This is a genomic window from Billgrantia sp. Q4P2 (assembly GCF_052806135.1).
Window position 1 is genome coordinate 281,561 of the sequence record NZ_JBRBAI010000001.1, and the last position, 14,226, is coordinate 295,786.

General features: G+C 64.9%; 12 protein-coding genes and 1 pseudogene. 3 read left to right on the forward strand and 10 right to left on the reverse strand.

All coding sequences use genetic code 11. From position 1 onward, the window contains the following. The first annotated feature begins 6 nt into the window (after window positions 1-6). Both ACUY1T_RS01340 and ACUY1T_RS01345 read left to right on the forward strand, forming a co-directional pair. Window positions 7-570 (forward strand): TRAP transporter small permease, encoded by a 564-nt coding sequence (locus tag ACUY1T_RS01340; protein ID WP_446019923.1) that lies wholly within the window; start codon window positions 7-9, stop codon window positions 568-570. Window positions 571-601: 31 nt separating this feature from the next. Beyond that, the gene (locus tag ACUY1T_RS01345) at window positions 602-1,906 is read left to right on the forward strand and encodes a TRAP transporter large permease (RefSeq protein ID WP_446019924.1); all 1,305 of its coding nucleotides are present in this window, start codon (window positions 602-604) and stop codon (window positions 1,904-1,906) included. A 13-nt stretch (window positions 1,907-1,919) separates the two neighbouring features. On the opposite strand, the gene ACUY1T_RS01350 is transcribed toward ACUY1T_RS01345, so the two are convergent. The 9 genes and pseudogenes from ACUY1T_RS01350 to osmF form a co-directional block, all read right to left on the reverse strand. Continuing rightward, window positions 1,920-3,761, reverse strand: a complete 1,842-nt coding sequence (locus tag ACUY1T_RS01350) for a protein kinase domain-containing protein (RefSeq protein WP_446019925.1) — start codon at window positions 3,759-3,761, stop codon at window positions 1,920-1,922. Window positions 3,762-3,770: 9 nt separating this feature from the next. Next, window positions 3,771-5,057, reverse strand: a complete 1,287-nt coding sequence (locus ACUY1T_RS01355) for a 2-oxo acid dehydrogenase subunit E2 (protein ID WP_446020213.1) — start codon at window positions 5,055-5,057, stop codon at window positions 3,771-3,773. 225 nt (window positions 5,058-5,282) lie between these two features. Beyond that, a pseudogene (locus ACUY1T_RS01360) lies at window positions 5,283-5,441 on the reverse strand (biotin/lipoyl-containing protein); the annotation flags it as partial. Window positions 5,442-5,468: 27 nt separating this feature from the next. Beyond that, window positions 5,469-6,446, reverse strand: a complete 978-nt coding sequence (locus tag ACUY1T_RS01365; protein WP_446019926.1) for an alpha-ketoacid dehydrogenase subunit beta — start codon at window positions 6,444-6,446, stop codon at window positions 5,469-5,471. A gap of 1 nt (window position 6,447) precedes the next feature. Continuing rightward, window positions 6,448-7,674, reverse strand: a complete 1,227-nt coding sequence (locus ACUY1T_RS01370; RefSeq protein WP_446019927.1) for a thiamine pyrophosphate-dependent dehydrogenase E1 component subunit alpha — start codon at window positions 7,672-7,674, stop codon at window positions 6,448-6,450. A 220-nt stretch (window positions 7,675-7,894) separates the two neighbouring features. Then, window positions 7,895-8,662 (reverse strand): ABC transporter permease, encoded by a 768-nt coding sequence (locus ACUY1T_RS01375; protein WP_446019928.1) that lies wholly within the window; start codon window positions 8,660-8,662, stop codon window positions 7,895-7,897. Next, a complete protein-coding gene (locus ACUY1T_RS01380) occupies window positions 8,659-9,600 on the reverse strand; it encodes an ABC transporter ATP-binding protein (protein ID WP_446019929.1) in 942 nt (313 codons plus the stop codon). The genes ACUY1T_RS01375 and ACUY1T_RS01380 overlap by 4 nt, the downstream gene beginning before the upstream one ends. Further along, complete coding sequence (locus ACUY1T_RS01385; RefSeq protein ID WP_446020214.1) at window positions 9,597-10,718, reverse strand: ABC transporter permease; 1,122 nt, start codon at window positions 10,716-10,718, stop codon at window positions 9,597-9,599. The genes ACUY1T_RS01380 and ACUY1T_RS01385 overlap by 4 nt, the downstream gene beginning before the upstream one ends. A gap of 48 nt (window positions 10,719-10,766) precedes the next feature. Continuing rightward, window positions 10,767-11,678: a glycine betaine ABC transporter substrate-binding protein OsmF gene (gene osmF / locus ACUY1T_RS01390; protein WP_446019930.1), complete on the reverse strand. Its 912-nt coding sequence runs from the start codon at window positions 11,676-11,678 to the stop codon at window positions 10,767-10,769. Window positions 11,679-11,771: 93 nt separating this feature from the next. Between osmF and ACUY1T_RS01395 the strand changes: the two genes are divergently transcribed. Further along, window positions 11,772-12,764 (forward strand): DUF1853 family protein, encoded by a 993-nt coding sequence (locus tag ACUY1T_RS01395; protein ID WP_446019931.1) that lies wholly within the window; start codon window positions 11,772-11,774, stop codon window positions 12,762-12,764. A 52-nt stretch (window positions 12,765-12,816) separates the two neighbouring features. On the opposite strand, the gene cysS is transcribed toward ACUY1T_RS01395, so the two are convergent. Next, window positions 12,817-14,226, reverse strand: a complete 1,410-nt coding sequence (cysS, locus tag ACUY1T_RS01400; protein ID WP_446019932.1) for a cysteine--tRNA ligase — start codon at window positions 14,224-14,226, stop codon at window positions 12,817-12,819.

Consider the following 14,226-nt stretch of genomic DNA (forward strand, 5'->3'; position numbering starts at 1 on the left):
CCTGCCATGACCTTCAAGTTCAATGCGCTCTATCGCTTGGGCGCCTGGGGTGCCGCTACCTGCATGGTGGTGATCTGCGCCCTGGTCGCCCTTCAGGTCACCTTCCGTCTGGTCGACGCACTGCTGGTGCTGATCGGCTTGCGCCGCCTGGGGCTGGGCATTACCGGCGTGTCGGAGATCGCCTCCTACTTGCTGGTGGGTGCAACCTTCCTCGGTCTCGCCTACACCTTCGTCCACCATGCGCACATTCGCGTCACCCTGCTGATCTCCCGCCTGCCATCGGTGTTGCGCGCTTGGTTCGAGGTCTTCTGCCTGCTGGTGGCGCTGACCCTCAGCCTACTGCTGGGCTATGGGCTGGTGGAACTCGTCCACGAGAGCCGGGAATTCAATGACGTCTCCTCGGGCTTCCTGTCGATTCCGCTGTGGATTCCCCAGACGGTGCTGACCATCGGGGTGGGCCTGCTGTGCCTGGCGCTCGCCGAGGCCCTGGTGAACACCCTGCGCATCGCCATCCGTGAACCGGATCGCTTCCGCGAAGCGACCGCCAACGACGACAGCGATCTCCCTTGAGCCGCGCCCCAACTACACGGAGACACATCACGTGTTGATACTCAGTCTGGCCACCATCCTCACGCTGGCTATCCTGCTCGGTAGCGGGGTATGGATCGCCTTCGCCCTGATCGGTACCGCCTGGATCGCGCTGGCTTTCTTCAGTCCCTTCGCACCAGGCCCGATCCTGGCCTCCGACTTCTGGGGTGCCAGCTATGGCTGGGACCTGACCGCCCTGCCCATGTTCATCTGGATGGGCGAGATCCTGTTCCGCTCGGGGCTTGCCGACAACATGTTCCGCGGCCTGTCGCCATGGCTCAACCGCATGCCAGGGCGCCTGCTGCACACCAATATCATTGGTAGTGGCATGTTTGCCGCCGTGTGCGGCTCCTCGGCGGCCACCTGTGCCACCGTGGGCAAGATGACCCTGCCGGAGCTGGAGCGCCGTGGCTACGACAGCAACATGGCCATCGGCACCCTGGCCAGCGCCTCTACCCTCGGCCTGCTGATCCCACCCTCCATCGTGCTGATCGTCTACGGAGTGGTCACCGAGCAGTCGATCTCGCGGCTGTTCATGGCCGGCATCGGCCCGGGGCTAATGATCCTTGCCCTGTTCATGACATATCTCATTGCCTGGTCGCTGCTCAGGGGCAACCGCCGCGGCCTCACGGGCCAGGACGAATCCGGCCTGCCGCTGGCCAAGAAGCTGCGCCAGACACTGGAACTCGTACCCATTCTGCTGCTGATCGGCGGCATCATCGTGTCGATCTACGGCGGGCTGGCATCGCCCACTGAAGCGGCCGCTGTCGGGGTGGTTCTATCGATGGTCATCGCCCGCTGGAACGGCAGTTTCGGCCTTGCCGTGTTCCGCGAATCGCTGTTTGCCGCCATCCGCACTGCCTGCATGATCGCCTTCATCATTGCCGGGGCCTCGTTTTTGACCTCGGCCATGGGCTTCACCCAGGTGCCGATGCAGCTCGCTCGCGCCATCGGCGAGCTGGGCCTGTCGCCGACCATGTTGCTGGTAGCGTTGACCCTGCTGCTGCTGGTGATGGGCTGTTTCCTCGACGGCATCTCGCTGATCCTGCTGGTGACGGCCATCATCATGCCGCTGGTGAGCGCCGCCGGCTTCGACCTGATCTGGTTCGGCATCTACCTGGTGATCGTGGTGGAGATGTCGCAGATTACGCCACCGGTGGGCTTCAACCTGTTCGTGATACAGGGCCTGACGGGCAAGGACATCGTGACCATCACCAAGGCCACGCTGCCCTTCTTCCTGCTGATGCTGGCCGCGATCGCGCTGATGCACCTGTTCCCCCAGATCGCGCTCTACCTGCCGCAGAGCATGACCCGCTAGCAAGGAGGGTACCCTACGCCTGGACGCTGCCGTCCCGCGTTTCGTCACGAGGATTACGCGGGTAGTAGCGTTCGGGCTGGCGCTCGGCATGAGCAAAGAAGCGTGTGTCCTTGTAGGGCATCTTCATGAAACCGGAGACACCGAGCCCCTCGATCAGGCCCACCGCACCGAGTATGTCCTCGAGGCGGTCGCGGAACTCGGTCTCGCGGGAAGGATCGAGCAGGCGGTAGTAGCTGTGGATCTTGAGGTGCTGGGGCAGTGCCTCGAAGATGATCATGCCGGTGTGGTGGATCTCGTTGAGCGCCTCCAGCGAGGTGATAATCGTCTCCGGCAGGACCAGGAACTCCTCGGGGTCGGGCCCATCTTCGAAGTAGCTGTGCAGCCGGCTGCGATCCTCCAGTTCGGGCACAGCGCTGACTTCGTAACGCAATCGCATGCCGGGCTCGATGGAAAAGGGTTGCGTCGGGCTCTCGCGGTCCAGGTGCAGGGTATCGCGGGCATTGAACAGGCAGCTCTTGAAGATACCCTGGCGATAGATCGCCCGGGCCAGGTTGACCATGTTGTTGACCGCCGCCACGAATGCCGGTTTGAGCCTGGTGTCGTGCAGATTCAACGATGTGTCGATGTACACGCCATCGGTCTCCCAGCGCACCGCGAGCCCGCCCACCACCGGGTACTTGCCCAGGCGGCTAACCGCGGCGAGAAATGCTTTTTCGGTCTCGCCCATGCCCTGCATGAAGTTCTTGTAGTAGCGGTCGAGCTGGACGTCGTTGACATCGTTGAGCGTCTCTCTTCCGCCCTCCTCGCGCAGGAAGGCCTTGCGCGAGCTGTAAACCACGGTGTCGATCTCGCGCGACGAGGGCCTCACCCAGGTTGGCACCAGCGGTATCTCCGGCGCTTCGGGCAGGTCGATCATCACCACCCGCGCCAGGCGCGGCATCTCACGAATGAAGTGATCTCCCGCGCGCTGGCGTATCCGCGGGTCGGGGTCGAGCATGCCGTCAAGCATGCGCGCGAACTCCATGGGCAGGCCCAGGGAAGTGGCGGGAATGGCACGATGACCGAAACGACACGACTGGGCCGAGGCCAGCGCGTAGAGCGTACCGGCGGCGCCCTGCTCGTCGAAGCGCGGCGATGACAGCGCACCGTTCAACTGCTCCTCGCCGATGAAGTAGACGTCGCCGAGGCGCGCGTTGGTCTGCTGCAGATTCTCCGACATCAGCTCCATGACGTTGGCCGCCACGAACTGCTGGTTGGCGTCGAGCTGGGCGAACACCGACGAGCCCCAGTCGATCAGCGCCACCGCCTCGCGGCGCGCATCGAACACGAGGTTAGACGGCTTGATGTCGCCATGCACGATGGGCCGCCCCGCCGGCCCTGACTCGCGGCGCAGGCTGCGCAGGATGTCGGCGAGCTGGTCGGCGATGCGCACCACCAGGCGCGGTGGGAGGCGCCCCTCCCGCAGCGAGACCTCTTCCAGATTGATACCTGGCGCACGCTGCATCACCAGGATCGATTGGCTGCGCACGCGCTGGAAGGCGATCAGCCTCGGCACCCGGGGGTGGTCGACCTGCTCCAGCATGAACGCCTCCTCCTCGAGGCGATCCTGCAGCTGCTGGGGCAGGTTGACCCGGGTGAACTTGAAGACGTACTCCTCGTCGTGGGCGGTGATCCCAGCGAAGACGAAGCCGTAGGCGCCCTTGCCGATCAGTTCGGTATCCCGGTAGCCCAGTTGCTCGAGCTGGGCCTGACACAGCGCCACCCACTCCTTGAGCTTGCGCGCATCGTCGTGGCTGAGCAGGTAGATCGACTGCTCTTCCGGGATGTAGAACTGCTGCAGCGGCGCCTGGGACATGAACCGGCCTCAGCCTAGGTGAAGTAGCATGGTCTCCGGAGCCTCGAGGTATCCCTTCCAGGCATTGCAGAAGCGCGCAATGGTACCACCGTCGATGACCCGGTGATCGCCCGCCCAAGTGGCGGTCATGATCGCCCGCTTCACCACCGCGCCGCTCTCGTCGAAGCGCGGTAGCCACTGGCTCTTGCCGATGGCGACGATGGCCAGCTCCGGTGCGTTGATGATCGGCGCCGCATAGGTGCCGCCGAAGGCGCCGATGTTGGAGATGCTGATGGTGCCGCCCTTGAGGTCTTCCTGCGCCACCCGGCCTTCGCGGGCATCCGCGGTAAGGCGCTGGATCTCACGCGCCACGTCGAGCACGCTGCGCTGCTCCACACGCTTGACGTTGGGCACGATCAGCCCCGACCGGCTGTCCACCGCCATGCCGACGTTGACCGACGGCAGGTAGTGGATCTCGGTGACCTCGGCGTTGAGCCGCGCGTTGAGGATCGGCTCCTCGCGAACCGCCAGGGCCAGCGCCTTCATGAAGAACGGCATCAGCGTCAGGCGCACCTGCTGCGCCTCGGCCACCGGCTTGAGTCGCTCACGCAGCGCCAGCAGCTCGGTGACGTCGATCTCCTCACCGTACTGGAAATGCGGAATGGTACTGGCCGACTCCACCATGCGCCGTGCCATCACTGCGCGCACACCGCGAATCGGCTCGACACGTACCTCGCCCTCTTCGCGTACCGGCGTGGTGAGCGCGGGGCTGCGCCGGGAAACCTCGGAGCTGGCGTCAGAAGCCGCCTGTGCGGGCTGCGCTTCGCCGTGCTCGCGCTGATCGCTATCCAGATAGCGCAGCACGTCCTCCTTGAGCACGCGCCCCTCCTTGCCCGAGCCGGCAATCGCCTCTAGCGACAGGCCGTGCTCGCGCACCAGGCGACGCACCGCGGGGCTCGCCGGGATACGCCCATAGGGACCGCGGCCGCCGCCGGCTGGTGCCGCGAGGTTCTCCTCCTGCATACGCACTTGCTGCACACCGGGCTCGGCACGAGACGCCTCAGCGTCCCCCGCCTCCTCACTCTCCTCGGCGTGAGCCGGTACATAGGCAAACAGCGGGGCATGGACCTTGGCGATGTCGCCCTTGGGTACGTAGAGCTTGCTCACCGTACCCGCCTCGGGGGCGGTGATCTCCACCAGCGCCTTGTCGGTCATGACGTCGACCAGCGGCTGGTCCTCCTCGATGTGCTCGCCCTCGGCCACTCGCCACTCCACCACCTCGCACTCGACGATGCCTTCGCCGATATCGGGCAGGATGAAATCCTTGACCGTGGCAGTCGATCTGGCGGCAGGTGCGGAAACGGAATCTGGCTGCGGCTCGGGAGCCGGCGCTTCCGTGGCGGGACTCGCCACCTCATCCTCTTCTCGTGCGGCAGGTCGCGGCGGTGTATCGAGGTCTACTTCTCCCGTCGCCTCGTAGGCGAACAGCGGCGCATGCACCTTGGCAATGTCGCCCTTCGCCACGTACAACCGGGTGACACGCCCCGCCTCGGGGGCGGTGATCTCGACCAGGGCCTTGTCGGTCATCACCTCGACGACCGGCTGGTCCTCGGCGATCTCGTCGCCCTCACTCACGCGCCATTCGACTACTTCGCACTCCACGATACCTTCGCCGATATCGGGCAGCATGAAATCGCTCATTGTCTTCTCCTGTCCTGATATCGGGCGTCAGAACGCCACGGATGCCTTGATCGCTTCGAAGATCTTCAGATGATCGGGCAGGTACTCCTTCTCCAGCGTCAGCGGGAAGGGAGTATCCAGCCCCGTCACCCGCTCGATGGGCGATTCCAGGTACAGGAAGCAGCGCTCCTGAATGGTGGCGGCAATCTCGCCGGCGAACCCGCCAGTGCGCGGCGCCTCATGGGTGATCAGCAGCCGGCCGGTCTTGAGCACCGACTCCACCACGGTATCCTCGTCCCAGGGAAGAATGCTGCGCAGGTCGATCACCTCACAGGAGATGCCGACTTTCTCAGCCAGCTCCACTGCCTTGTCGATCACCTCCATCTGCGCGCCCCAGCCGAGCACGGTGATATCGGTTCCCTCCTTGATGACTTCGGCTTCGCCGATGGGGAGTTGGAAATCCTCCTCGGGAACTTCGCCCACCGAGGCCCGATAGAGGCGCTTGGGTTCGAAGAAGATCACCGGATCGGGATCGCGAATCGCCGACAGCAACAGCCCCTTGGCCTGGTAGGGGTTGCGCGGCACCACGACCTTCAACCCGGGAGTGTGCGCGAAATAGGCCTCGGGCGACTGGGAGTGATAGAGCCCGCCGGAAATGCCGCCACCATAGGGGGTACGGATCGTCAGGCCGCCGACATTGAACAGATCGCCGGAGCGGAAGCGGAACTTGGCTGTTTCGTTGACGATCTGGTCGAAGGCCGGAAAGATATAATCGGCGAACTGGATCTCGGCCACCGGCACCGAGCCCTGGGCCGCCAAGCCGTTGGCGAAACCGATGATGCCCTGCTCCACCAGTGGCGTATTGAAGCAACGCTCGCGACCGTACTTCTCCTGCAGGTTGCTGGTGGCGCGGAAAACCCCGCCGAATACCCCCACGTCCTCACCGAAGCAGAGCACCTTGTCGTCTTCGGCCATGGCGATATCCAGCGCGTTGTTGATCGCCTGAAGCATGTTCATCTTAGGCATCTCAGGCTCCTCCCTGCTCGTCGCCGGCCTTGTGGCCACCGTCCGGCGCCTTGACGTCCGGGTCGAGGGACCTCGCCCCTTTCGGATAGGCACCGGGGTGCTTGCGGATATGGGTCTTGAGGGCGTCGAGCTGACGCTGAAGCGCCGGCGTCACGTCGGCATAGACGTCGGTGACCAGGCTCTCGAGCGGCGGCGGCGGCCGCTTCTCGGCCCGCTTCATGGTCTCGAGGACCTCGCGACGCAGAGTGTCCTGCAGCTCTTTCTCCTGCTCCTCGCTCCACCAGCCACGCTCGATCAACCAGCGCTGCATGCGCAGGATCGGGTCCTTCTCGCGCCAGGCCTCCTCCTCCTTGCGCGAGCGGTAGCCGGAAGGATCGTCGGAAGACGAGTGAGCCGCCAGCCGGTAGGTCATGGCCTCGATCAGCACCGGCTGGTTCATCTCCACGGCGATCTTGCGCGCATCCTGGGTGGCGCGGTAGACCGCCAGCACATCGTTGCCATCGACACGGATCACGTGCATGCGATAGCCGAAGGCGCGTGGGGCAATACCGTCGGCGGCGAACTGTTCGCTGGCCGGCGTCGAGATCGCATAGCCATTGTTGCGGCAGAAGAAGATCACCGGCACCTTGTGCACCGAAGCCATGTTGAGCGCGGCATGGAAATCCCCCTCGGAAGCCGCCCCCTCGCCGAAGAAGGTGATGGTGCAGTGGCCCTCGCCGGCCAGCTTCTGGCCGTAGGCATAGCCGGTGGCTTGGGGAATCTGGGTCGCCAGCGGCGACGAGATGGTCATGTAGTGCAGTTTGCGCGAGCCGTAGTGGATCGGCATCTGCCTGCCCTTGCCGTAGTCGAGTTCGTTGCCGAACAGCTGGTTCATGAACTCGTCGTAGCTGAAGCCGCGATAGACCAGCGCGCCCTGCTCGCGGTACTGGGCCATTATCATGTCGGCATCGTCCAGCGCCGCGGTGGCGCCGATGACCGCTGCCTCCTCGCCGGTGCACTGCATGTAGAAGGAGAGCCGGCCCTGGCGCTGCGCCGCCATCATGCGCTCGTCGAGCACGCGCGTGACGAGCATGGCACGATAGATCCTCAGCGCCTTCTCTTCGTCGAGTTCGGGAGCCTCGGCGCCTTCGTACAGGGAACCATCCTGCTGCAGCAGGCGGAAGGTGGGAATGTGGAACTCGTCGCCGGTCATGAAGCTCGGCGTGTGGACATCGTGTGTTGTTGTCATCTTCCTGGTCCTTGGTAATGGCAGGAGGAATACCGCCCCTCGTGAGGGCAGTGTTGACTCTAATGTAGTCAGCTGCCAGAGGGTCACTCCAGCAGATCGCCAACGCTGGAAGGTTGACGTTAACGTAAGATGAACCTAAACGCACCTATTTTGCTAGTCAACCAGCGTTTATACGACGAATGAACTGGCAGACCTCCAGTCAACAGGCGAACTCGCCACCTCAGGTCTGGCTGGTGGGAATGAGCCGTTCAAAAACACTATCCACGGTAATTGCCAGCAGCCCGATCAGCAGCGCCCCCTGAAGGATATAGGCAGTATTTCCGTTGACGATGCCGGAGATGATCGGGTCGCCCAGGTTGCTTGCGCCCACGGTCGCCCCCAGCGCAGCGGTGGCAATGTTGATGGTCACCGAGGTACGAATGCCGGCAAGGATGACCGGGGCAGCCAACGGCAGCTCGACCTGGCGCAGGACCTGACCGGCAGTCATGCCCATGCCGCGGGCCGCCTCGTGCACGTCGGGATCGATGCTGCCGATGCCGACCAGGGTATTGCGTACGATCGGCAGCAAGCCATAGAGCAGCAGCGCAACGATGATCGGCAGGGTGCCGAAGCCTAGTGCCGGCACGGCCAGGGCCAGCACGGCAACGGGAGGAAAGGTCTGGCCGATGGAGGCAAGTTGCGACACCAGGGGCAGGAAGTCCCTGCCTGCGGGGCGGGTAACGGCAACCGCCGCTCCCACGCCCAGCACGACCGCCAACAGCGAGGCAACGCCCACCACCAGGATGTGCTGCCCCAGCAGCGCAAAGAACCCGGCACGCCGGTAAATGACTTCCCGCATGTCCGGCTCGATCAGGCGGAACAGCCACTCGAGCTGCCCCATGCCGGTTGCCAGCAGCAGGAGCAAAGCCAGCCAGGCGAGTGGCGCCAGCCACCGTCGCTGCCTGGCCCAGGGCGTGATGCGCCGACCGGTGAGCGAGACTGGCCTCATGGCGCCTTGGCTCCGAGCAGGCGTCGCAGCGACAGCTCGCCGATGGGAATGTCCTCCTCGTCGACCACCGTCAGGCGATCCACCTGGTGCCACAGCATGACCGACAAGGCCTGGCTCAGCGACGCACCGTAGGCGATCCGCTCGCTGGCAAGCAAGCGCGGACCCAGCGGCAGCATGCGTTCGCTGACCTGGATCAGCGCCGCCTCCTTGAGGCCACGGTCCATGCCACCCAGCAGCGACTCGACGAAGGGATTGACCGGGTCGTGCAGCAGCTCGAGCGGCCTGCCCTGCTGCACGATCCGCCCCTGGTGCATCACCACCAGCCGGTCGGCCAGCGCCAACGCCTCGTCCATGTCATGAGTGACGAAGACGACGGTCTTGTGCAGCCGCGCCTGCAGTTCACGCATTTCATGCTGCAACGTCTCACGGGTGATGGGATCCAGCGCCCCGAAGGGTTCGTCCATCAACAGAATGTCGGGGTCTGCGGCCAATGCCCGGGCCACGCCGACACGCTGAGCCTGGCCCCCGGACAGCTGACGCGGATACTTGTCGGCAAACTCCGCCAGCGGCAGACCCAGCAATTGCATCAGCTCCTCGACCCGTTCACGCACCTTCGCCCGGGGCCACTTGAGCAGGCGCGGCACCAGGCCGATGTTGCGCGCCACCGTCCAATGCGGAAACAGCCCGGTACTCTGGATGACGTAACCGATGCGCCGACGCAGCGTCACCTCATCGAAGTTGCGTACCGGCTGGCCGTCCAGGTGAATTTCGCCGCCATCGTGTTCGATCAGGCGGTTGATCATGCGCAGGGTGGTCGACTTGCCACAGCCCGAGGTTCCGACCAGCGCGCACAGCTCCCCCTTCTCGACCCGCAGCGAGATACCATCGACGGCGTTCTCGCTGCCAAAGCGCTTGGTCACGTCGAACAGTTCGATCATGCGGCCCCTCCAGGGCGAAATCGTTCACTCAGGGAGCCGAACAGCGCATCGGCCATCAGCGCCAGACCGATGATCGGCAAGGCGCCGAGCAGCACCATGTCCATGGCCGCCTGTCCCAATCCTTGAAAGATGAAGGTTCCAAGTCCCCCCGCACCGATCAGCGCGGCCACTGCCGTGAGGCCGATGGCCTGCACCGTGGTGATGCGTATGCCCTCCAGCACCACCGGCAGCGCCAGCGGCAGGCGCACCTGCAGGAAGACCTGCCGTCGGCTCATGCCCATGCCGCGGGCCGACTCGATCACCGCCGGGTCCACTTCCTCCAGTGCAACATGGATGTTGCGCACCATGGGCAGCAGGCTGTAGCCGAGCAGGGCCAGGAAAGCCGGCGCCCAGCCGATCCCGCTGACGCCAATCGTTGCCAGCCAGTCGACGCGTGAGCCGAGCCAGGCGAGCGGTGCCAGCAGCAGACCGAACAGCGCCAGGCTGGGAATGGTCTGCAGGAAGTTGAGCACGCCGAACCCCGCCCGCCGAACCCCGGCATTCCGGCGCATGGCCAAGGCCAGCAGCGAAGCCAGCACCAGGCTGGCGCCAACCGCGGCACCAACCAGCATCAGGTGTGTGGTCAGAGCACTGGTGAACTGATCGCTGCGTGCCTGGTACTCGCGCTGCAGTGCCAATGGCTCCAGCCACAGGGCCAGCGCCAGCCACCAGCCAAGCACCATAGGCAGCAGCAACAGCCAGCCCAAGGGCCGCGACAGCCCCAGCCGCGTGCGCAGCTCGATCAGCGCCAGCAGCAACAGGAACAGCAGTAGCCAGAGGGCAGAGCCGATACCGACGCGTGCTTGGGGCATGGCAGGATCCACCAGGACCGCCGTCGCCGCCGAGAGCCACAGCGGCAACAACGTCAGCAGTGCTACCACGGCAACGAGCGACAACCGCAGCCCCTTGTGGCTCGGCTGCCAGGCCAGTACCGCCACGGCCAGCATCGGCAAGGCCATCAGCAGCGCCGGCAAGCCGCCCATGACCTCGAGCGATGAGTAGGGAGAGCCGGGCACGATCCGGTTCGGCGCAACGTTGATCGCATCGAGCGTAAGCCACGCAGCCACCCCGGCCAGCATCAAACTCAACAGGACCCAGTTGGGAGCGTATCTACCCTCACCCACGCGTCAGTCCTGTAGTCCGGCCAGATACTCCTCGGCGACCTGCCGCGGGTCGAGCCCCTCCACCGCGACCAGGCCGTTGAGTTCCTGCAGCGTCTCGAGATCGAGCGACTGGAACAGCGGCTCGAGCAGCTCGGCAATCTCCGGGTGGGCATCGAGCACCTCCTGGCGCACCACCGGTGCCGGCTGGTAGACCGGCTGCACGCCGAGCGTATCCTCCAGCACCACCAGGTCCAGCGCGTTGAGGCCGCCATCGGTGCCGTAGGTCATGGCGCCGTTCACACCACTGGTCTGCTGGGCGGCGGCACGCATGGTGGCGGCGGTATTGCCACCGGACAGTACCAGTAACTGGCTCGACGAAAGCTCGAAACCATAGGCCTGCTGGAAGGCGGGCAAGGCCTGCTCCGACTCGACGAATTCGGCGCTGGCGGCAAACTTGAACTCACCACCCTCGCTGAGGTACTCGGCCAGGTCCTCGAGGGTCTCCAGGCCATGCTCTCGGGCCAGGTCGCCACGCACGCTCATGGCCCAGGTATTGTTGGCCTGTGCCGGCGTCAGCCACGCCAGGCCATTCTCGGCATCCCGCTCGCGTACCGTATCAAAGGCCTGTTCGGCATCGTGCCAGACGTCGCTGTCGGTCATGTCGAAGAAGAAGGCGCCGTTGCCGGTGTACTCGGGATAGAGGTCGATCTCGCCGCTTATCAACGCCTGGCGCACGATGCTCGTGGCACCCAGTTGCAACCTGTCCTCGGTCTCGATGCCGCCCTGCTGCAGGCGTTGAATGATCAACTGGCCCAGTACCGAGCCCTCGGTATCGATCTTGGAGGAAACCGTTACCGGATCGCTGGCCTGCGCGCCGCCAGCGAGCAGCAGGGAACCGGCAGCCAGCACCGCCAGACAGGACAAGGAGCGTTTCATGATCACCACCATCCGTTGTGAATGTCAGTAGAGTATAAGGCGTGTACAGTTTGACTGTCAGACCCGATCTCAACGCGGAGCTATACGCCCACCATGTCCGAGGACGCTGCCGCCCTGCTTGCCCGTTGCCATCACCCGCTGGTGCGCGACCTGGCCTGGATCGTGCTGGCGCCCGACCTGATCCGCACCCCTTGGCCAGGACGTCCCAGCCGCGCGGACCTGGGCCTGGAAGGCGACGACCGCTTGAATGCCTGGCTCGACGAACTGGAAGCCACCCCCCAGGCGCTTGAGCGCCGCGTGGGCGATACCGTGGATGGCCGCATGGGGCATTACCATGAACGCCTGTGGCAGTACCTGCTCGATGCTGCCCCGGGCACCCGCCTGCTGGCCAACAACCTGCGAATCCATCAAGGCAAGCGCACGCTGGGCGAACTCGACCTGCTCTATCGTCGACGCGACGACCCGACACCGATGCATCTCGAGGTGGCCATCAAGTTCTATCTGGGACTTCCGGAAGGCCCCGGCCAGCTCCACGACCAGGCGCGCTGGATCGGGCCCGGCGGCGCCGACAGCCTGGCGACCAAACGTGAGCACCTGGATCGTCATCAGTTGCGTCTGACCGAACGAGCCGAGACTCGCCTGACGATCCGGCAGCATACCCAACCACGCGACATCGGGCCCGCCTTCGAGGCCGCCATCCAGCCCCAGTTGGCGATACCGGGCGTGCTCTTCTACCCTTGGCACTTGGCCATGCCCGCACCCTGCGAGGCGGCGCCCGACCATCTGCACGGCCATTGGCTGCACTGGCGCGACTGGCAGCGCCTGCGTGACGGCCTGGCACACCAGACTCGCGCCGCCTGGCTGGTAAAGCCTCATTGGCTGGCGCTGCCACGGGAAGAAGCGTTCCTGCCACTGCGCGACGTCGAGGCTCGTCTGGCCCAGCATTTCTCGCGCCCGGCTTCTCCGGTCCAGATAGCGCTGCTTGCCCCAGCCAGGCCAGATAACCGCCATCGTCGGCTATTCATCGTGGATGACAGTTGGCCACTGCAGATACCGTTGCCGCCCCGCCCACGTCCTGCCACCTGAACGGAGACGAAAGCGCCCGGCCGAGGCCGGGCGCAGAGGCGTTACGGGGCGCTTATTGCCTGGGCGCCTCGAAGATCCAGCTCGTGCCCTCGCGAGAGTCCTTGAGCACGATACCGAGTGCGGCAAGCTCGTCGCGAATGGCATCGGCGCTGGCGAAGTCCTTGGCTTGCTTGGCCTCGGCCCGCTGCACGATGCGCGCCTCGATTTCTGCTTCGGACAGCGGCAGTGCCGCCTGGTCGCCCTTGAGAAAGGCCTGTGGGTCCTGGCCGAACAGTCCCAGCACGCCACCCAGACGGCGCAGTTCCCGAGCCAGAGCAGGCGCCCTCTCGGGCATCTCCTTCCTGGCCCGGTTGAGCTCGCGTGCAAGGTCGAACAGCACCGATAGCGCTTCGGCCGTATTGAAGTCGTCGTCCATGGCGGCGGTGAAGCGTTCGGCGAAGCGGCCTTCGGCCTCACCTGAGCCAGACTTCTCCCCGCTCTCCAGGTCCAGCCCTTCAAGAGCGGTATAGAAGCGCTCCAGCGACTTGCGCGCCTCGGCCAGCGACTCCGGAGCATAGTTGATCGGGCTGCGATAATGGCTCGCCACCAGCAGGTAGCGCACCACCTCGGGGTCGTGGACCTCGAGCACCTCGCGGATGGTGAAGAAGTTGCCCAGCGACTTGGACATCTTCTCCTGGTTCACCCGCACCGCACCGGCGTGCATCCAGGTATTGACGTAGGGCTTGCCGGTGGCTGCCTCGGACTGGGCGATCTCGTTCTCGTGATGCGGGAACGTCAAATCCGGCCCGCCGCCGTGAATGTCAAAGGTATTACCCAGGCAGCAGGTGGACATCGCCGAACACTCGATGTGCCAGCCGGGCCGCCCCTCGCCCCAGGGCGAGGGCCAGCTCGCCTCGCCCGGCTTGGCCGCCTTCCACAGCACGAAGTCGAGCGGATCCTCCTTGTGCTCGTCGACCTCCACCCGGGCACCGGCACGCATCTCGTCCGGGTTGCGGTTGTTGAGCTTGCCGTAGCCCTCGAACTTGCGCACCCGGTAGTAGACGTCACCGTTGGCGGCCGGATAGGCATAGCCCTTGTCGATCAGGGTCTCGACCATGGCGATGATCTCGGCCACGTGACCCGTGGCGCGCGGCTCATGGTCGGGACGCAGCACGCCGAGGCGCGCCTCGTCCTCGTGCATGGCGGCGATCATGCGCTCGGTCAGAGCCGCGATGCTCTCGCCGTTCTCATCGGCACGCTTGAGGATCTTGTCATCGATGTCGGTGATGTTGCGCACGTAGGTGACGTCGAAGCCGCGCCAGCGCAGGTAGCGGGTGATCACGTCGAACGCCACCATCACCCGGGCATGGCCCAGGTGGCAGTAGTCGTAGACGGTCATGCCGCAGACGTACATGCGAACCTTGCCCGGTTCGATCGGCGTGAACGTCTCCTTGCTGCGCGTCAGCGTATTGTAGATCTGCAT

Coding starts and splice junctions, on each gene's coding strand:
- ACUY1T_RS01370 (WP_446019927.1), bottom strand. CDS start 7,674: ATGACAACAACACACGATGTCCACACGCCGAGCTTCATGACCGGCGAC.
- ACUY1T_RS01350 (WP_446019925.1), bottom strand. CDS start 3,761: ATGTCCCAGGCGCCGCTGCAGCAGTTCTACATCCCGGAAGAGCAGTCG.
- osmF (WP_446019930.1), bottom strand. CDS start 11,678: ATGAAACGCTCCTTGTCCTGTCTGGCGGTGCTGGCTGCCGGTTCCCTG.
- ACUY1T_RS01395 (WP_446019931.1), top strand. CDS start 11,772: ATGTCCGAGGACGCTGCCGCCCTGCTTGCCCGTTGCCATCACCCGCTG.
- ACUY1T_RS01340 (WP_446019923.1), top strand. CDS start 7: ATGACCTTCAAGTTCAATGCGCTCTATCGCTTGGGCGCCTGGGGTGCC.
- ACUY1T_RS01380 (WP_446019929.1), bottom strand. CDS start 9,600: ATGATCGAACTGTTCGACGTGACCAAGCGCTTTGGCAGCGAGAACGCC.
- ACUY1T_RS01375 (WP_446019928.1), bottom strand. CDS start 8,662: ATGAGGCCAGTCTCGCTCACCGGTCGGCGCATCACGCCCTGGGCCAGG.
- ACUY1T_RS01365 (WP_446019926.1), bottom strand. CDS start 6,446: ATGCCTAAGATGAACATGCTTCAGGCGATCAACAACGCGCTGGATATC.
- ACUY1T_RS01385 (WP_446020214.1), bottom strand. CDS start 10,718: ATGCTGGCCGGGGTGGCTGCGTGGCTTACGCTCGATGCGATCAACGTT.
- cysS (WP_446019932.1), bottom strand. CDS start 14,226: ATGCAGATCTACAATACGCTGACGCGCAGCAAGGAGACGTTCACGCCG.